At 34.9% G+C, this 18,680-nt stretch carries 15 protein-coding genes and 3 tRNA genes; 9 read left to right on the top strand and 9 right to left on the bottom strand.

Translation table 11 applies throughout. From position 1 onward, the window contains the following. Nucleotides 1–13 precede the first annotated feature (13 nt). The 6 genes from ychF to M1F56_RS09240 form a co-directional block, all read right to left on the bottom strand. The gene (ychF, locus tag M1F56_RS09265) at nt 14–1,129 is read right to left on the bottom strand and encodes a redox-regulated ATPase YchF (protein WP_223328757.1); all 1,116 of its coding nucleotides are present in this window, start codon (nt 1,127–1,129) and stop codon (nt 14–16) included. Between the two features lie 84 nt (nt 1,130–1,213). Next, a complete protein-coding gene (locus tag M1F56_RS09260; RefSeq protein ID WP_000285183.1) occupies nt 1,214–1,408 on the bottom strand; it encodes a DUF951 domain-containing protein in 195 nt (64 codons plus the stop codon). Nucleotides 1,409–1,472: 64 nt separating this feature from the next. Continuing rightward, nucleotides 1,473–2,609, bottom strand: coding sequence for a DNA polymerase III subunit beta (gene dnaN / locus M1F56_RS09255; RefSeq protein WP_169446880.1), 1,137 nt, complete (start codon nt 2,607–2,609; stop codon nt 1,473–1,475). Nucleotides 2,610–2,767: 158 nt separating this feature from the next. Further along, nucleotides 2,768–4,129 carry a chromosomal replication initiator protein DnaA gene (dnaA, locus tag M1F56_RS09250; protein WP_247917518.1) on the bottom strand — a complete coding sequence of 454 codons (1,362 nt, stop codon included), beginning with the start codon at nt 4,127–4,129 and terminating at the stop codon, nt 2,768–2,770. A gap of 216 nt (nt 4,130–4,345) precedes the next feature. Continuing rightward, complete coding sequence (locus M1F56_RS09245; protein ID WP_247917517.1) at nt 4,346–5,104, bottom strand: ParB/RepB/Spo0J family partition protein; 759 nt, start codon at nt 5,102–5,104, stop codon at nt 4,346–4,348. 57 nt (nt 5,105–5,161) lie between these two features. After that, the gene (locus M1F56_RS09240) at nt 5,162–6,352 is read right to left on the bottom strand and encodes a S1C family serine protease (protein ID WP_000681810.1); all 1,191 of its coding nucleotides are present in this window, start codon (nt 6,350–6,352) and stop codon (nt 5,162–5,164) included. Between the two features lie 177 nt (nt 6,353–6,529). On the opposite strand from M1F56_RS09240, the gene rlmH reads away from it, so the two are divergent. The 7 genes from rlmH to M1F56_RS09205 all read left to right on the top strand — a co-directional run bounded on the left by rlmH (nt 6,530) and on the right by M1F56_RS09205 (nt 9,708). Further along, nucleotides 6,530–7,009 carry a 23S rRNA (pseudouridine(1915)-N(3))-methyltransferase RlmH gene (gene rlmH / locus M1F56_RS09235; RefSeq protein WP_247917516.1) on the top strand — a complete coding sequence of 160 codons (480 nt, stop codon included), beginning with the start codon at nt 6,530–6,532 and terminating at the stop codon, nt 7,007–7,009. A gap of 43 nt (nt 7,010–7,052) precedes the next feature. Beyond that, nucleotides 7,053–7,126, top strand: a tRNA-Arg gene (locus M1F56_RS09230). 165 nt (nt 7,127–7,291) lie between these two features. Continuing rightward, on the top strand, nt 7,292–7,417 hold the full coding sequence (gene comC / locus M1F56_RS09225; protein WP_000799678.1) for a competence-stimulating peptide ComC: 126 nt from the start codon (nt 7,292–7,294) through the stop codon (nt 7,415–7,417). Nucleotides 7,418–7,437: 20 nt separating this feature from the next. After that, the gene (gene comD / locus M1F56_RS09220) at nt 7,438–8,757 is read left to right on the top strand and encodes a GHKL domain-containing protein (RefSeq protein WP_247917515.1); all 1,320 of its coding nucleotides are present in this window, start codon (nt 7,438–7,440) and stop codon (nt 8,755–8,757) included. Further along, complete coding sequence (comE, locus tag M1F56_RS09215; RefSeq protein WP_000866079.1) at nt 8,754–9,506, top strand: competence system response regulator transcription factor ComE; 753 nt, start codon at nt 8,754–8,756, stop codon at nt 9,504–9,506. The genes comD and comE overlap by 4 nt, the downstream gene beginning before the upstream one ends. Before the next feature lie 51 nt (nt 9,507–9,557). Further along, nucleotides 9,558–9,629: transfer RNA gene (locus M1F56_RS09210), tRNA-Glu, on the top strand. Nucleotides 9,630–9,634: 5 nt separating this feature from the next. After that, nucleotides 9,635–9,708 (top strand) — tRNA-Asn (locus tag M1F56_RS09205). Nucleotides 9,709–9,742: 34 nt separating this feature from the next. On the opposite strand, the gene M1F56_RS09200 is transcribed toward M1F56_RS09205, so the two are convergent. Continuing rightward, complete coding sequence (locus M1F56_RS09200; RefSeq protein WP_247917514.1) at nt 9,743–10,285, bottom strand: TetR/AcrR family transcriptional regulator; 543 nt, start codon at nt 10,283–10,285, stop codon at nt 9,743–9,745. A gap of 127 nt (nt 10,286–10,412) precedes the next feature. Between M1F56_RS09200 and M1F56_RS09195 the strand changes: the two genes are divergently transcribed. Continuing rightward, a complete protein-coding gene (locus tag M1F56_RS09195; protein ID WP_247917513.1) occupies nt 10,413–13,064 on the top strand; it encodes a YhgE/Pip domain-containing protein in 2,652 nt (883 codons plus the stop codon). Between the two features lie 21 nt (nt 13,065–13,085). On the opposite strand, the gene M1F56_RS09190 is transcribed toward M1F56_RS09195, so the two are convergent. Continuing rightward, nucleotides 13,086–15,638: a YfhO family protein gene (locus tag M1F56_RS09190; protein ID WP_247917512.1), complete on the bottom strand. Its 2,553-nt coding sequence runs from the start codon at nt 15,636–15,638 to the stop codon at nt 13,086–13,088. 61 nt (nt 15,639–15,699) lie between these two features. Further along, the gene (locus M1F56_RS09185) at nt 15,700–17,322 is read right to left on the bottom strand and encodes an ATP-binding cassette domain-containing protein (RefSeq protein ID WP_247917511.1); all 1,623 of its coding nucleotides are present in this window, start codon (nt 17,320–17,322) and stop codon (nt 15,700–15,702) included. A 195-nt stretch (nt 17,323–17,517) separates the two neighbouring features. On the opposite strand from M1F56_RS09185, the gene trpS reads away from it, so the two are divergent. Next, nucleotides 17,518–18,546, top strand: a complete 1,029-nt coding sequence (gene trpS, locus M1F56_RS09180) for a tryptophan--tRNA ligase (protein WP_000165465.1) — start codon at nt 17,518–17,520, stop codon at nt 18,544–18,546. Nucleotides 18,547–18,680 lie beyond the last annotated feature (134 nt).

Raw genomic sequence — 18,680 nt, 5'->3', positions numbered from 1 at the left:
TTATTAAATGTTATTAGACATTAAAGCGGAATTCCATGATATCGCCATCTTGAACGATATATTCTTTTCCTTCTTCACGCAAGCGTCCAGCTTCTTTTACAGCCTTTTCAGATCCGTATTTCACTAAATCCTCATATGACATGGTCACTGCACGAATAAAACCTTTTTCAAAGTCTGAGTGGATAATACCAGCTGCTTGAGGAGCCTTCATCCCACGCTTAAAGGTCCAAGCACGGACTTCTTTTTCACCAGCTGTAAAGTAAGTTCCGAGTCCAAGCAAGTGGTAAGCTGCACGAGTCAACTTATCAACACCTGATTCTGTCAAGCCAAGTGCTTCAAGAAACTCTTGCTTATCTTCATCGTCTAACTCAGAAATTTCTTCTTCAGCACGCGCAGAAATAACTACTACCTCTGCATTTTCTGTCGCTGCAAATTCTCGAATTTGTTTAACATAGTCGATAGAATCTGGATCTGAAACTACATCCTCATCCACATTGGCAACATAAAGAACTGGTTTAGTCGTCAAAAGGAAGAGACCTTTGACAACCTTTTGTTCTTCATCTGTAAATTCAATAGTACGTGCTGATTTTCCATCTTCAAGAACAGGTTTAATCTTTTGAAGAACGTTAAACTCTGCTACGGATTCCTTATCTTTTTGCGTACGTGCCATCTTTTCTACACGCGCATAACGCTTATTGACTGATTCTAAGTCAGCAAGAATCAACTCCAGGTTAATGGTATCAATATCTGCAAGTGGATCCACAAAAGCATCCTCACGTCCTTGCTCGCGCATAACATTTTCATCATCAAAAGCACGAACTACGTGAACAATCGCATCTACTTCACGAATATTGGCCAAGAATTTATTCCCTAGCCCTTCTCCTTTTGAAGCTCCTTTTACAATCCCTGCAATATCTGTAAATTCAAAGGTTGTTGGTACTGTCTTTTTAGGTGTGATCATTTCAGTTAGTTTTTGTAGGCGTTCATCCGGAACTTCTACCATTCCTACGTTTGGATCAATAGTCGCAAATGGATAGTTTGCAGCCTCTGCTCCTGCTTTTGTAATTGCATTAAAAAGGGTTGATTTACCAACGTTTGGCAAACCAACGATACCTGCTGTTAAAGACATAGTTTCTCATTCTCCGTTCTCATTTCAATCCCTAACATTATAACACAAAAAGGGAAAACTTGCTAACTCTCTAACTAAGGATTCTTAGTCAATAATCTTATTCATTTTTCGTTCAAAATCATGGCGACTCATCATGACAAGGTGGTCGCAATTGCTACATTTGATTTTGATATCTGCCCCAACACGTGTAATTTCCCAACGATTGGCTTTTTTTCCTGTTGACTTGATTGTGCAAGCATGTGGTTTTTTCATCTCAACAAAATTTCCAACTTGATACATTCTACTCTCCTTTTCTTTTTTGATTATATCATAAAAGAGGCGAGCTAGGCTCAACCTCTTTCACTTAGTTTGTACGAACTGGTGTGATAAGCTGCATGAAATCTTCGTCAGTATCTGCTGGCACAAGAGTAAATGGACGAACTGCTGAGATAAAGCTAATAGTCACCTTTTCACTATTTAAAGCCTTGAGGGAATCAATCAAGTAAGTTGGGTTGAAACTAATAGTCAAATCATCACCAGTCACCTGATCCGTATCGATTTCTTCGTTTACTTTACCAACTTCAGGAGAGTGAACATGGGCGCTAACAACACCACCTTTAATTTCAAGCTTCACAGTACCATTTTGAGTCGCACTTGATAAGAGACGTGCGCGTTCCATTGATTGACGCAAGTTGACAACATCAAAAGTAATTGTCGTGTTAAAGTCAGTTGGAATCAAACGATCTGTATCAGGATAGTTTCCTTCTAGGAGACGAGTATAGAAGCTAATATTTTCACTTCTAAAGAGGATTTGATTATTGGCAAAGAAAATCTCCACAGTTTCAATATCATCCGTAAATACAGCTGAAAATTCGCGTAGAGAGCGACTAGGGATCACCACATCGAAATCATCTCCATTTTTTTCAAGAGTCAATTTTTTCTGGCTAAGGCGATGAGAGTCTGTCGCAACTGTTTTTAGTTCTTTATTTTGGCTCAATACGAAGTGGACACCCGTTAAGATTGGACGACTTTCTTGCGTACTTGCAGCAAAAGCTGTCTCATTGATAATTTTCTTGAGTAGTTTGGTTTCAAGAACCAAAGGTGTGCTTGCTGATATTTCTTGGATTCGTGGGTATTGTTCGCTATCTTTCCCTTTTAGGGTAATTTCTGATTTGCCACTTGTTAAGACAATTTGTTTTTGTTCAATCTCTTTGAAATCAAGCGTTACATCTGGAAGACTGGATACAACATTAATAAAGAAAGAGGCTTCAAGAAGAATCGAACCTAAGGAAGTAATCAAAAGACCAGCATCTTCATTCTTTTGAGAAATGAAATTTTCAATGGAGATTTGACCATTTGATCCAATTAAAGTAATTCCTTCATTGGTAACATCAATTTTGATTGTTGATAAAATTGGAATAGCATTTTTGGAGCTAATTGCTCGTTTTGTGGTATTTAAGGCTTGTAGAAATAAATTTTTATTGATTGAAAAATGAATCATGGATTCTCCTTTATTTATTTTTAGTATTAGAAAGTTAATAGTAATAATAGGGTGTGTGAATTCTGTGGAAAACTGGGAACTATTTAGTAAATTCAAGCTTTTGAGCTTGTTTAAAAAATGTGGATAAAAAAGATGAAAAATAAAAAGTTATCCACAAGCTACTTGATTTTCTTTTTGATCGCTTCTACTTCTAAACGTAAATTATCGTCTTCGTCAATCAGTGATTTAATTTTGGCATGGGCATGAATAACGGTGGTGTGATCCTTTCCGCCAAATTCTTTTCCGATTTTTGGAAGACTATTATCTGTCAGTTCTCTAGCTAGATACATAGCAACCTGACGTGCCAAAACGATGTTTTGAACTCGTCTCGTCCCCTTCATTTCTTTGACGCTCACTCCATAAAAATTACCAACTTCAGTTTGGATTTTCTCAATTGGAATAACAAGTATCTGGCGTGCATCTTGCTTACGTGCTCTGATAGCTTCAGCAGCAATATCAATAGTGATATCCTTAATCTTCTTCACTCTGGCAATTAAAGTGATATCATTGATTGCTCCTTCCAGTTCTCGAACATTTGAATCAAATTGGCCAGCCAAGTATTCCAGAGTATCACTTTGGAAATGGTAATCCAAATGCTCTGTTTTACTTTGAAGAATGGCGATACGTGTTTCAAAGTCAGGAGGGGTGATATTTTGTGTTAATCCCCAGCTAAAGCGCGTGACAAGTCTCTCTTCAAGGCCTTCTAGGTGTTTAGGACTACGATCACTGGTTAGAACAATCTGTTTCTGTTTATCATGAAGAGCATTGAAGGTATTGAAAAATTCTTCCTGGGTCGCGACTTTTTTGCCACTGAGAGATTGAATATCATCAATCAATAAGAGATCAAGGCTACGGTAAGTCTTTTTGAACTTTTCCATTTCCCCAAGTCTCAGGTGTTCAAGAAAGTCATTGATAAAGCTTTCGGCAGGAATGTATTTTACACGCGCATCAGGAATATTTTTCAAAATCTCATTTCCAATCGCATTGAGCAAGTGAGTCTTTCCAAGACCAGGTCCTCCATAGATGAAAAGAGGATTATAGGTAAGAGCTAAATCTTCAGATACAGCTAGTGCAGCTGATACCGCCCAAACATTCCCATCACCTTGAATAAAGTTATCAAAGGTATATTTTTCTTTTAACCCTGTTTCGGAATAGGGAATCGTTGGTAGTGCAGGTGTGTAATCGTAAGTAGAGACACCATTCGTATCATTTACTTGAGGAGATTCTGTACTCTGAGGTTTAGTGAAAATATAGTGAGGTTTGATTTCAGAATCATAAATTTCAAAACCAGCAGCAACAATAATATCTTTTAATTGCTTTTCCCACACCATTTCCATCTCTGATCTCGGTAGAAATATAGTAGCTGTGTTTTCTTCTACTTTGATGAGTTCAGCAGGTGTAGCATAGAAATCATACATAGATCGAGTCAATCTTTCTTGAGCAAATTCTAAAATACGATTCCAAAATTGCTTTTCTTTCAACTATTTTTCCTCCTTTACTATGATTTTAGTAGTTTAGTGCTAGATTTATTTTACCATATATAGTAGGATTTTTCCACAGGTTGGGGAAAAGAATCCACAATGTTAGCAGTATTTATCCACAGGTTGGGGATAAATAGAAAAATCCTTGATTTAGTAGGCTTTTTGATAAAAAAATTGGTGGATAAATTTGTGGGTTGAGAAAATAAAAGAACAGCCTTATTTCAGGCTGTTAATAATTCTATCGTATTCTTCTTGACTTGAAAAGGAGATAATAATCTTTCCAGTATCTTTTTTTGAAAGTTTAATTTCTACACTTAAACCGAGTAGTTGTTTTAATTTATCTTCTTCGTCTTTGATGAAAGAATCACTTTTTTTTTGCTTCTTGTGTTTTTTCTCTGTAAGAAGCGCTTCTAACTTTCTCACAGAGATGTCTTCATTTTTGATTAGTTGGAAGAAGTAGTCTTGTTGCTCTTTGTCCAAACCAACTAGTGAACGGGCATGAGCTTGAGAAATTTTTCCATTTTCTACTTCATCTAAGATATATTCTGGTAATGAAAGCAAACGAATAAAATTAGTGATATAAGGACGAGATTTCCCCATTTTATCTGCTATCTCAGTGTGAGTAAATCCCTTTTCTACTAAAGATTCGTAGGCGCGTGCTTCTTCAACAGGATTTAAATTTTCTCTCTGCAAATTCTCAATGATTGACTGGATCATCATGTCCTGATCTGAGAGGTACTTTACAACGGCTGGAATAGAGGTTAGACCAGCCAAGAGAGAAGCCCGATATCGTCTTTCTCCTGCAAGGATTTCATAACCAATTACAGGAGATTGACGAACGATGATCGGTTGGATTAGCCCATTTTCTTTGATTGACTGAGCCAATTCTTTTAATTTTTCTACATCAAATTCTTTCCGAGGTTGGTAAGGATTTTTTTGTATTTCATAGATAGAAATCATTTCAAATTTTTCCATGATTCTACACTAACATATCTTTTACTTTCTGTAAAGTTTTCTTTACACTGATGTCAATTAATGTTCCAAATCACCAGAATTCTTATCTAGTTTTATAGAGGTTGTTTCCTCCTTACCATTACGGTAATAGGTTATTTTTATAGTGTCACCAATAGCATGGTTGTAAAGAGCATGTTGTAAGTCTGTTGATGAAGTAATCTCTTTGTCGTCAACTTTAGTAATGACATCGTATTTTTGAAGATGTCCATTTGCAGGCATATTACTTTGAACAGATCGAACAACTACACCTGAAGTGAGGCCACTTGGAATGTTTAGTTTTCTAAGATCATTAGCTCCAACGTTAGACAGATTGATCATTTGGATTCCAAGAGCAGGACGAGTCACTTTACCATCACTTTCAAGCTGTTTAATGATATTTTGTACGTCGTTTGAAGGAATTGCAAAACCAAGACCTTCTACAGATGTTCCACCATTACTTGCAATCTTACTTGATGTAATACCAATTACTTGTCCTTGAATATTTACAAGCGGACCACCAGAGTTACCAGGGTTAATGGCCGTATCTGTTTGAATGGCTTTTGTTGAAATAGCTTGACCATCTTCAGATTTTAGAGAAACATTTCGATTAAGACTTGAGATGATTCCCTGTGTAACTGTATTAGCATATTCTGAACCTAACGGACTACCAATAGCAATCGCTGTTTCTCCAACATTAAGTTGGCTTGAATCACCAAATTCTGCCACTGTTGTAACTTTTTCTGAAGAAATTTTTACGACAGCAATATCAGAGAAGGTATCCGATCCAATAATTTCACCAGGGACTTTTGTACCATCAGCTAAACGGATATCGACTTTTGAAGCTCCGTTAATAACGTGAGTATTTGTTACAATATAAGCATCATTTTCGTTCTTTTTATAGATGACACCTGATCCTTCACTTGCAATCTGTTGATTATCCGTATCAGAATTTGATTCTTCGGTTCCAAATACACTACTTTGTTTATTAGCAGAGTAAGTAATGACTGATACAACAGCATCCTTAATTTTATTCACTGCTTGAGTAGTTGAGTTTTCATTCTTGTATGATGTTTGAGTTACAGTGCCAGAATTATTATTTGTAGCTTGATTTCCTTGTTTTTGATAAAGTTGCAATGTTACAAAACTTCCTAGTGCACCACTCAAAAATCCTATTAGAATAATTACAAGAAAAGTAACTCCTTTTTTGTAAAATTTTTGTAAGTGTTTCATAAACGCCTCCGTTTGTTATTGTTTGTCAAGATTATAAACCTATTAACTTAATCTAAGCTTAAAAGTTTTACACAAGTTGTGGATAACTCACCTTATTCTGTGAATTTAATAGTATTTTTGGATGATTTTTTTGTGTATAAGATGTGAAATGAAGTGTGGATATGATAGAATAGAAGAATGAAAATAAAAGTTGTAACAGTAGGAAAACTGAAAGAGAAATACTTAAAAGATGGTATTGCTGAGTATACCAAACGAATTTCACGTTTCGCCAAATTAGAAATGATTGAGCTCGCTGATGAGAAGACACCTGACAAAGCCAGTGAATTAGAAAATCAAAAAATTTTGGAAACAGAAGGCGCAAGAATTCTTTCTAAGGTTGGAGAAAGAGACTTTGTCGTTGTACTAGCAATTGAAGGAAAAACATTCTCCTCAGAAGATTTTAGTAAGCAACTAGAGCAGGCTTCTATCAAAGGTTACTCAACTCTTACTTTTATTATTGGAGGAAGTTTAGGTCTAGCTCCTATTGTAAAAAATAGGGCCAATCTTTCTGTCAGTTTTGGACGTCTAACATTACCACATCAGTTAATGAGATTGGTTTTAATTGAACAAATTTATCGAGCTTTTACAATTCAACAGGGTTCTCCTTACCACAAATAGAAGATTGACTTAGCTCTTGTTTTTTGATAGAATGGTCATGTTAGGTCTCATAGCTCAGCTGGATAGAGCATTCGCCTTCTAAGCGAACGGTCGCAGGTTCGAATCCTGCTGGGATCAATTTTAGATGCGAAGCTGGGATTTATCCCAGCTTTTTTCTTAAAAAAGTGCATTTCAGGTGCAAAAATGTACAGTTGGGAAAAATTTTTTCTTACATGGTCTTCATTTTGTATAATAGGTGTGTAAGTTAACTTACAAGAAAAAAATAATACAGGAGATTTCATTATGAAAAATACAGTAAAGTTGGAACAATTTAAAGAGGTAACAGAGGCAGAATTGCAAGAGATTCGGGGTGGAGATTGGAGAATTTCAGAAACAATTCGTAATCTTATTTTTCCAAGAAGAAAGTAATGAAATAAAGGTAGAGAGTAATGGATTTATTTGGATTAGGGATAGCTATTTTTTATTTTCTCATCATTAGCAAAAGTTATGAATGGATTTGTAAAATAAATAGAAAAGAACAAATTGTTTTTTTCTGTTACACATGTATATCAGTTTTTATACTTGAAGAAATTATTACACTAGTATTTTCTAATAGTTTTGCTTTGTCTAAATTTTTATTTCCTTTGGTTGTGTACCTTTATTTAAGAAAGTTAAAGAAGTCTGAAAAATACAAAGCTATTTTTATCAGTTTACTATTATCTTTATTATATCACAGTACTCATACTTTTATATCCGTAACCTTATCTTCTATAACAGGAGATGAAGTAGTATTACATTATAAAAGTACATTTCTTTTAGTAGTATTGTTGATGACTTATTTTTCTATTCTAATAATAATTCGTTATTTTCATCTGGATATTAAATATTTTGATAAAGATTATCTGTACCCTTTTTTAAAAAAAGTAATAGTTGCTTTCTTTGGTTTGCATATCTTATTGTTTATTTCAGATATAGTAAGTACAACTCATCATTTAAATAGCTTCGGAAGTATTTTATCAACCATTGTTTTTATCTGTCTGTTATTGATTTTCTTTGCAATGAATTCTCACAAGGTTCAAATTGAAAAAGAGATTGCTCTAAAACAAAAGAAATTTGAACAAAAACATTTACAGACTTATACTGATGAAATTGTGGAGTTGTATAATGAAATTCGAGGTTTTCGTCATGACTATGCAGGGATGCTTGTCAGCATGCAAATGGCGATTGACAGTGGAGATTTACAAGAAATTAACAGGGTTTACAATGAAGTCCTAGTAAAAGCAAATCAGAAATTGAGATCAGACAAATATACTTACTTTGATTTAAATAACATAGAAGATTCGGCTTTACGAAGTTTAATTGCTCAATCGATTGTATATGCACGAAATAATGATGTAGAGTTTACATTGGAAGTAAAAGATGTCATTACTAGATTGTCAATGGATTTACTTGATCTTGTTCGTATCATGAGCATTTTATTAAACAATGCTGTTGAAGGTGCTGCGGATAGTTACTTGAAACAAATGGAAGTTGCAGTCATTAAAATGGATTTTGAAACAGTTATAGTCATCCAGAATTCATGTAAAATCACTATGACGCCTTCAGAGGACCTATTTGCCTTAGGTTTCTCTACAAAGGGAAGAAATAGAGGTCTAGGGCTTAATAATGTCAAAGAGATTTTAGATAAGTATGACAATATTATTTTGGAAACAGAGATGGAAGACAACACATTTAGACAAATTATTAGATTTAAGAGGGAATTCGAATGAAAGTATTAATTTTAGAAGATGTTATTGAACATCAAGTGAGACTAGAGAGAATATTGAATGAAATCTCGGAGGAATCAAATATTCCTATTTCTTACAAGACAACAGGAAAAGTTCGTGAGTTTAAGGAATATATTGAAAACGATGAAGTAAACCAGCTTTATTTCCTAGATATCGATATTCACGGAATTGAGAAAAAAGGATTTGAAGTGGCTCAGTTTATTCGTCATCACAATCCTTATGCTATTATTGTTTTTATTACCAGTCGATCTGAATTCGCTACTTTAACTTATAAGTATCAGGTATCAGCTTTAGATTTTGTAGATAAGGATATCAATGATGAATTATTCAAAAAACGCATCGAGCAGAGTATCTTCTATACCAAAAGCATGTTGCTTGAAAACGAAGATGTTGTAGACTATTTTGATTACAACTATAAGGGAAATGATTTGAAAATTCCTTACCATGATATTCTGTATATCGAAACAACAGGTGTTTCTCATAAATTGCGAATTATTGGTAAGAATTTTGCCAAAGAGTTTTATGGAACTATGACAGATATTCAGGAGAAGGACAAACATACTCAGCGATTTTATTGCTCCCATAAATCTTTCCTTGTCAATGTGGGAAATGTGAGAGAAATTGATCGAAAAAATTTAGAAGTTGTCTTTTATGAAGATCATCGTTGTCCCATTACCCGTTTGAAAGTTCGTAAATTGAAAGATATTCTAGAGAAAAAATCTAAAAAGTGATTGACAATAAGTAAGAAATTGATATAATGGTTATATCTGCTACAGATAGATGGTCCGTTGGTCAAGGGGTTAAGACACCGCCTTTTCACGGCGGTAACACGGGTTCGAATCCCGTACGGACTATTTTATCCGCCATAGCTCAGTTGGTAGTAGCGCATGACTGTTAATCATGATGTCGTAGGTTCGAGTCCTACTGGCGGAGTCAGATAAAAAAAGAACACCAATGGTGTTCTTTTTTAGTTAACATCACCTAACATTTTCATAAGGAAGTCTGTCATTTCTTGCGGACTTTCTTTTTTTCCGTGAGCAATCCAAGTCTGGCAAACACCAAATAGGGCATTTGTTAGATAAATACTGCTGTATTCTAATTCTATTGGAGTGAGTTGTAATTTCATAAAGCGTTTCTGAAGGTCGGTGCTAAGCATAATGTGAAGCTTATTTCTTAAGAAATTTTGGATTTCTTTGGTACCATTTTCAGATAAAAGAGCAGCTAGTAATGGTTCAGACTCTAAATAATCAAATACTTCTAAAATGGCATCTTTTTTATGATGAGCATGTTTTTGGAAGATATACTCAAATGTATGAAATAACTTACTTTGATAGTGTTCAATCATATCATACTTATCCTTGTAATGGGTATAGAAGCTAGAACGACTAATTCCAGCTTTTTCTGCTAATTTAATTGTAGTAATTTGATCGAAGGGGTGATCCATCAATAATTGAACCATGGCATTTTCAATATTTCTCTTTGTTTTTAATCGTTTGTTACTTTCTTTCATAGTTTCTCCTTATGAACAATTTAGACTATATGTCTAAAAAAATATTTTTTATCTTGTAATTTAGATTTTTTAATGTATAATCTATTATATCAAAAATTTAGACAATATGTTTAAAAAAGGAGGAAATATGTTTAAAGAATGGAAAGCAATTTTTAAAAAACCGACATTCATTATTGTAATGATAGGAATTTCTCTCATTCCAGCTTTATACAATATCATATTTTTATCGTCAATGTGGGATCCATATGGTCAAGTATCGGAGTTACCTGTAGCAGTTGTTAATAATGATAAGGAAGCTTCTTATAATGGAAATACGATGGCTATAGGAAAAGACATGGTGTCTAATTTAAAAGAAAATAAGACTTTAGATTTTCATTTTGTCAATGAAGAAGAGGGGAAAAAGGGACTAGATGATGGCGAATACTATATGGTAGTGACTTTACCAAGTGATTTATCTGAAAAAGCTACCTCGATCCTAACAAATCACCCTGAACAGATGCAAATTGATTATCAAACTTCAAGTGGCCGTAGCTTTATTGCAAGTAAGATGAGTGATTCTGCAATGACACAATTAAAACAAACCGTCTCTACGAATGTAACTGAAACATACACCAAGGCACTATTTCAAAAAATGAGTGACTTGAAGTTTGGGATAAATAAAGCAGCTGATGGAAGTGAGCAACTGGCTAATGGAACTAATCAGTTAGCAAAAGGAAGTCAAACATTGACGACAAATCTCAATACTCTAGCTAACTCAAGTGTAACTTTTTCAAATGGAGCTAATCAATTTACAAAGGGATTGTCTGCCTATGTATCTGCCATAGAGCAATTACATCTTGGTTTAGGAACTTTTAATAGTGGTTTACAAAGTTATACAAATGCAGTTTCACAGGTTGACACTGGACTTGGTCAATTGGCCTCAAGAACTCCTGAATTGGTGGCAGGTGTAAATCAGCTGAATACAGGTATAAAGTCCTATACAGGTGGGGTTTCACAATTGGATACAGGTCTCAATCAATTTTCAGTTGGTGTAAATGCTTATACAAGTAGTGTAGAAAAACTTTCTAATGGAACAAGTCAATTATCAAATCAATCAGATGCACTAAGAGATGGAATGGAGCAATTAAATACTGGTATTAAAGAAATTTCAAATCAACTGAATTCCTCATCTCAACAGAATGAACAAATAACTCAATTGGCAACTAGTCTAGGAGAACTAAATAAAACACTACAAGCTCTTACAATGTCAGATAATACTCAACTGAAAGGTACATTGTCAGAAGCTTTGCAAAATCTAACAACTCTTGCTCAGGATATTGTGACCAAAAGTCAGACAGAACAAGAGAAAACTATTGCTAAACTTCAATCAACAGCTACTTATCAATCTCTCACAGAGGAACAAAAGAAAGAACTGATAGAAGCTATTTCTAAAAATTCTAATTCTACTATTGAATCAGCAAAAACAATTTTAACAACAGTAGGAGGATTGAAAGAAAGTATAGAGAATTCAGAACAACAAGTAACTAATCTATCTGATGTACAGACGAAAGCAAATCAACTCTTACCTGTAGCATCTAGCTTCTTGACAACATTGTCAAATGAATTTACAAAATTGCAAACTACTGTAGACAATCAGTTAGTTCCTGGAAGTCAGTCAATTGAAAAAGGAGTTGTAAACTATACTAAAGGACTGGACACAATTTCTATAGGCGCTAATCAACTAAGTCAAAAAAATACAAGTTTAACAACTAGTCTAGATCAATTAGTTTCTGGATCAAGTGAGTTGGCACAAAATACATCAACCTTGACAGCTGGAGTAGATGCGTTAGCTGGGAAAGCTCCAGAATTAGTATCAGGTATAGAAAGTTTGTCATCTGGTTCTGCTCAATTGAATAATAAGAGCCCAGATCTAATAGCAGGTCTCACTAAATTACAATTTGGCTCTAGTCAATTAACAGATAAATTAACACAGTTACTTTCTGCAGCATCTCAACTAGGAAGTGGTGCTATGAAGATTGCAGACGGTGCTGGAAAACTAGCAGATGGTGGAACAAGCTTAACCTCTGGTCTTGAAGATTTACAGACAGGAGTTGATTCATTAGGACAAGGATTAGGCAATGCTAATAATCAACTCAAATCAGCATCAACAGAATCTGAAAATGCAGAAACATTATCTAATCCTCTAGTTCTCTCAAAAACAGACAATGACCAAGTTCCTGTAAATGGGATTGCCATGGCTCCTTATATGATATCAGTTGCTCTTTTTGTTGCTGCTATATCTACTAATATGATTTTTGCTAAGTTGCCTTCTGGGCGTCATCCAGAGAGTCGTTGGGCTTGGTTGAAGTCTCGCTCTGAAATAAATGGGATTATAGCTGTCTTAGCAGGTGTTTTAGTTTATGGAGGTGTCCATCTTATTGGATTGACTGCGAACCATGAGATGAGAACCTTGATTCTAATTATAATCACAAGTTTAGCTTTCATGTCTATGGTGACAGCTTTAACAACTTGGAATAGCCGTATAGGAGCTTTCTTCTCTCTTATTTTACTATTATTACAGTTAGCATCAAGTGCAGGGACTTATCCACTTGCTTTGACAAATGATTTCTTTAAGGGTGTCAATCCATGGTTACCAATGAGTTACTCTGTATCAGGTTTACGACAAACAATCTCTATGACAGGAAATATTCATCACCAAGTGATTTTCCTTATTATAACTCTAGCTTTCTTTACTGCTTTAGGTATGTTAGCTTATCAACCTAAGAAAGAAGAAGATTAAAAAGATTGACCAATCCCTTGGTCAATCTTTTTCTGTCTTAGATAAATTTCGTCTGTGATTATAGATCCCAAAAAGAAGAAGGGCAGTTACTGAGCAGACTGCTCCAATAACAAAACCATTGGGAATAAAGGAAAGTGTAATGGTGCCTTTTCCTTTTGGAACATCAACTTTCATAAAACCAGTTTGAGCCTGCTTGATTTCAAGTTTTTTTCCATCTTGGTATGCAGACCAACCTTTGTCATAAGGAATAGTAAAGAAAATAGAGGTATCTTGTTTTACTTCATATGTAGCAAAGACTTTATTTTTAGAGGTAGATACTTCTACAGGCTGTTCTTTAATCTTTTGAATTGCTTCTGTTAAAGCTTGGGTATCTAAACGATAGAAGGCTGGAGATTCAAATGATACCTGAGAATTTCCAGGTAAGCTAACACTGATATTGAAAGTTTTTTGTTTCTCAGTATAACCCAAATTAAAGAAGTTAAAGGTATTGTCAGTTGTAAAAGTCTTTTTTTCACCATTGACAAGGATGTCAACTTTCTTTTGTTTATCGTTTGTGAAATGAAGATTTGAAAAAGAGAGATAGACTTGGCTATTTTGAGGAACCTCAATTTGATAATCAATCTTTGCATCTTCATTCGCAGAACCTGTGATGCTCGTTAAACCATCTGAAGTATCTGTTTTATCATATGCTATTTGGGAAAAGTAATCTAAGTTGAGATTAGCAAGCTGGTTTATAAATAAAGCTTGATTATCTAGAGTGTGATTGTTAAAGTTTACATCTGTGTAAATAGATTGTGTGGCAAAGGCAATGGGTAAAGAGAGTTGATTTTTATATAAGGTTAAATGATCCTTTTGATAAATCTCTTGAAAACCATACTTATCAAGTGAAGTTTCAGAAATATTGTACTGGATTCCAAATAAACTGTCTGCTAAAAGACTATTATTGGCATAACGGAGATTGAGGTTGGTTCCAGAGGATTTGAATCCAAGTTTGTCCAAACTATTGCTAGCTGAACGATTTCGTACAGACGAGAATTGAGAGATTCCATTGTAGTTAAATTTCATACTATCATTGCCTGTCTGAATTTGCAGTTTCTCAGTACGTGTAAACGGATTGTCAATTTGGTTTAGAATGGATTCCATAGCAGTGATATCTCTATTATAGGCGCTACGAGAAGCAAAGGCCCATTCTTTAGCTATTCCTTCCATTTGAGATGAAGCATTTAAGATTATCTCAGCTATTATAAATAAAGACAAAAGAATTGCAAATAGATTTACAGAGATAAATTTTCTAATGACTGCAAGAAGTAAAAGAGCATAAACTAGAAGAAATTCAAGAGTGAGTAGGATATTCAAATCAGTTAAAAAAGAATAGTGTGATTTAAAATAGACAGTAGCCAAAAATCCTGTTAGTACCAGAAAAAGTGAGACAAATAGATTCCATAGCTTCAGTTCTTTCAGACGATTTAAGACTTCTGCTGCAGTATAAATTAACAGAGTGGAAAAAATCCAAGCATAGCGATGCAAAAACATATTTGGGGTATGCATCCCTTGCCAAAATAAATCGAGGGCTTCTATGTAAAAGCTTGTTATTAAAAAAGTAAAGAAAATTGCATAGGTAAGTTTCACGTGAAACTTAATGGATTTTATTGTGAAAAATAGAATGGTCAAAATAAAAGGAAGCAATCCAACAAAAATCATTGGTATAGATCCATACTTAGTTGTATCAAAAGATCCAATGAATTGTTTTGCGAAAATATCCAGATACCAGCTACTATCTGTCTTTAATTTTGTGATGGTAGTCAACTTCTCACCATGAGTTTGTAAATCAAACAGTGTAGGAAGAGTCATAATCAAACTAGCCATTCCAGCTAAAAAGGAGGTAACAACAAAATCAAGAAAAGATGATTTTCGAGTTTTAAAGTCCCAAGAAATTTGGCAGAGATACCAGAAAATAAGAAACAATGCTGTCATATACCCAAAATAATAATTTTGAATAAACAAGATTGACAGACTTGTAAAGTATAGTAGGCGCTTCTTTTGTGTTATAAGTAGGTGTAAACCAGTTATAATTAAAGGAATCAAGATAAAAACATCTAGCCAGGTTTTTATCTCTAACTGACTAGCAGTGAAGCTCATCAGAGCATAGGAAGTAGATAAGGCAAGTTTTAAAAATTTTGGAATATCTTTAAATAATCTATTCAAACTAAAGAAGGTTGACAGGCCAATCAATCCAAATTTTAATAGAGTGGTCAGATAAACAGCATCTGGCATATTTGACAGATTAAAAAAGTAAACTAGGGGTGAAAGAAAGCTACCTAAGTAATAACTAGATAGAGCATAGAAACTCAGTCCGAGGCCACTTGTAAAGGTGTAAAAGAAACTACCATTTCCATGTAGAATATTCCGTAAAGCCACATCAAAAATAACGTATTGATGAAAACCGTCTCCTAATAGTGGGGATGTATCACTATTCCAGTAGATACCTTGAGATAGATATACTCCAGACATAATCACTACAGGAATGATGAAAGAAATAAAATACGTCCAATATGTTTTTAAAAATGATTTCATGTTACCTCGTAGAATGATAGAAAACTCAGTTGGTTAACCCAACTGAGTTTTGAAGTCTTATTTAGTCTTTCCAAAGGTCTTTGACTTTTGCTTGTACTTCTGCATTTTCTAGGAATTCATCATAGGTTTCATTGATACGATCAATGACGCCATTCTTAGACAAAACAATGATATGGTTTGCTAAAGTTTGAATGAACTCGTGATCATGACTAGCAAAGATGATTGATTCTTTAAAGTTTTTCAATCCATCGTTCAAGCTTGAGATAGATTCCAAGTCCAAGTGATTTGTTGGATCATCAAGTACAAGGACATTTGATTTCAAGAGCATAAGTTTTGAAAGCATGACACGTACTTTTTCTCCCCCTGACAAGATGTTTACAGGTTTGTTAACCTCATCTCCAGAAAAGAGCATACGACCAAGGAAACCACGTAGGAAGGTATTGTCATCTTCTTCTTTACTTGCAAATTGACGCAGCCAGTCAAGGATTGACTCTCCTCCTGCAAAATCAGCCGAGTTGTCTTTTGGCAAGTAAGAACGGCTAGTAGTAACTCCCCACTTGACAGTTCCTTCATAGTCGATGTCACCCATAATTGCACGAATTAATGCAGTCGTTTGGATGTCATTTTGTCCAATAAGAGCTGTCTTATCACCTGGACGCAAGATGAAACTAATATTGTCTAGGATAGTTTCGCCATCAATCTTTACAGTTAAATTTTCTACTGTCAAGAGATCATTACCAATCTCACGTTCTGCTTTAAAGTTGATAAATGGGTATTTACGACTAGATGGCACAATTTCTTCTAGTTCAATCTTGTCAAGCATTTTTTTACGAGACGTTGCTTGTCTTGATTTAGAAGCATTAGCAGAGAAGCGAGCAACGAATTCTTGCAATTGCTTAATTTTTTCTTCTGCCTTAGCATTACGGTCTGCTAGCAATTTAGCAGCAAGCTCAGAAGATTCCTTCCAGAAGTCGTAGTTTCCGACATAGAGTTTGATTTTTCCAAAGTCAAGGTCGGCCATATGAGTACACACTTTGTTTAAGAAGTGACGGTCGTGGGATACTACGATAACGGTGTTATCAAAATCAATCAAGAAGTCTTCTAACCAAGTAATCGATTGGATATCTAAACCATTGGTTGGCTCGTCCAAAAGAAGAACATCAGGTTTACCAAATAAGGCTTTAGCAAGGAGAACCTTCACTTTTTCACCATTAGCTAATTCGCTCATGTTTTGATAGTGCAATTCTTCTGGAATGTTTAGGTTTTGAAGTAGTTGAGACGCTTCACTTTCTGCTTCCCAACCTCCAAGTTCAGCAAATTCACCTTCGAGTTCGGCTGCACGAACACCATCTTCATCTGAAAAATCTTCCTTCATGTAAATGGCGTCTTTTTCTTTCATGATGTTGTAAAGTTTTTCATTTCCCATAATAACGACATCAATAACTCGCTCATCTTCATAGTCAAAATGATTTTGACGGAGAACAGAGAGACGTTCATCTGGACCAAGAGAGATGTGACCAGTTGTTGGCTCGATATCACCAGCTAAGATTTTTAAGAATGTAGATTTCCCAGCACCATTAGCACCAATCAATCCGTATGTATTTCCTTCTGTAAATTTGATATTGACATCATCAAAAAGTTTGCGATCACTAAAACGTAGTGAAACATCAGATACTGTAAGCAATGTTTTTCTCCTATAATATGTAATACATTTATTCTACTAGAAAAGAGAGAAATATTCAAATTTTTGTTTGTCAATTTTATGTCAATTAAGTTTACAGGTTTGTTTACAAAGAGTTAGTTGTTTGATTTTAATAATTTTCTGTTATTTTAACAAAAAAATGCTATAATTGAAGAGACCATTTCGAAGGAGAAAAAAATGACGAAACCCATTATTTTAACAGGAGATCGCCCAACAGGAAAACTGCATATTGGACATTATGTTGGGAGTCTTAAAAACAGAGTATTACTTCAGGAAGAAGACAAGTATGAGATGTTTGTTTTTTTGGCGGACCAACAAGCATTGACAGATCACGCCAAAGACCCTCAAACGATTGTAGAATCGATTGGGAATGTTGCCTTGGATTATTTAGCAGTTGGATTGGATCCAAGTAAATCAACTATCTTTATTCAAAGCCAGATTCCAGAGTTGGCTGAGCTGTCTATGTACTATATGAATTTGGTATCACTAGCTCGTTTGGAACGGAATCCGACAGTAAAAACAGAGATTGCTCAAAAAGGGTTTGGAGAAAGTATTCCGACGGGATTTTTGGTTTATCCGATTGCGCAAGCAGCAGATATTACTGCCTTCAAGGCTAATTATGTTCCTGTTGGGACAGATCAGAAACCAATGATTGAGCAAACTCGCGAGATTGTTCGTTCCTTTAATCATGCTTATAATTGTGAGGTCTTGGTGGAGCCGGAAGGTGTTTATCCAGAAAATGAGAGAGCAGGGCGTTTGCCTGGTTTAGATGGAAATGCTAAAATGTCTAAATCCCTTAATAATGGTATTTATCTAGCAGATGATGCGGATACTTTGCGTAAAAAAGTCATGAGCATGTATACTGATCCAGACCACATTCGGGTTGAGGATCCAGGTAAGATTGAAGGAAACATGGTTTTCCATTATCTAGATGTGTTTGGTCGTCCAGAAGATGCTCAAGAAATTGCGGATATGAAAGAACATTATCAACGTGGTGGCCTTGGTGATGTGAAGACGAAACGTTATCTACTTGAAATATTAGAACGGGAACTTGGCCCTATTCGTGAGCGCCGTATCGAATTTGCTAAGGATATGGGAGAAGTGTACAATATGCTTCAAAAAGGGAGTGAGAAAGCGCGTGAGGTTGCAGGGCAAACTCTATCTGAAGTTAAGGGAGCAATGGGACTAAATTATTTTAAATTATAGATAAAATATGAATCGTAAAACTATCTCTTCCATAGGATCACAGGGATAGTTTTTTTATGATTTCTACCATAAATATAATTGACAAATTTTCATAGAATGGTATGATAGATACAATACAAAAAGAGTCAAGCTCA

Origin of the sequence: Streptococcus oralis (assembly GCF_023109005.1) — a bacterium.
Classification (GTDB): domain Bacteria; phylum Bacillota; class Bacilli; order Lactobacillales; family Streptococcaceae; genus Streptococcus; species Streptococcus oralis_BU.
This window is presented reverse-complemented; position numbering and strand designations above follow the sequence as displayed.

What these genes read in the sequence shown, in the direction of transcription:
- ychF (WP_223328757.1), bottom strand. Translation starts at nt 1,129, where the DNA reads ATGTCTTTAACAGCAGGTATCGTTGGTTTGCCAAACGTTGGTAAATCA.
- M1F56_RS09195 (WP_247917513.1), top strand. Translation starts at nt 10,413, where the DNA reads ATGTTTAAAGAATGGAAAGCAATTTTTAAAAAACCGACATTCATTATT.
- comC (WP_000799678.1), top strand. Translation starts at nt 7,292, where the DNA reads ATGAAAAATACAGTAAAGTTGGAACAATTTAAAGAGGTAACAGAGGCA.
- M1F56_RS09200 (WP_247917514.1), bottom strand. Translation starts at nt 10,285, where the DNA reads ATGAAAGAAAGTAACAAACGATTAAAAACAAAGAGAAATATTGAAAAT.
- comD (WP_247917515.1), top strand. Translation starts at nt 7,438, where the DNA reads ATGGATTTATTTGGATTAGGGATAGCTATTTTTTATTTTCTCATCATT.
- M1F56_RS09260 (WP_000285183.1), bottom strand. Translation starts at nt 1,408, where the DNA reads ATGTATCAAGTTGGAAATTTTGTTGAGATGAAAAAACCACATGCTTGC.
- M1F56_RS09190 (WP_247917512.1), bottom strand. Translation starts at nt 15,638, where the DNA reads ATGAAATCATTTTTAAAAACATATTGGACGTATTTTATTTCTTTCATC.
- trpS (WP_000165465.1), top strand. Translation starts at nt 17,518, where the DNA reads ATGACGAAACCCATTATTTTAACAGGAGATCGCCCAACAGGAAAACTG.
- dnaN (WP_169446880.1), bottom strand. Translation starts at nt 2,609, where the DNA reads ATGATTCATTTTTCAATCAATAAAAATTTATTTCTACAAGCCTTAAAT.
- M1F56_RS09240 (WP_000681810.1), bottom strand. Translation starts at nt 6,352, where the DNA reads ATGAAACACTTACAAAAATTTTACAAAAAAGGAGTTACTTTTCTTGTA.
- M1F56_RS09245 (WP_247917517.1), bottom strand. Translation starts at nt 5,104, where the DNA reads ATGGAAAAATTTGAAATGATTTCTATCTATGAAATACAAAAAAATCCT.
- comE (WP_000866079.1), top strand. Translation starts at nt 8,754, where the DNA reads ATGAAAGTATTAATTTTAGAAGATGTTATTGAACATCAAGTGAGACTA.
- rlmH (WP_247917516.1), top strand. Translation starts at nt 6,530, where the DNA reads ATGAAAATAAAAGTTGTAACAGTAGGAAAACTGAAAGAGAAATACTTA.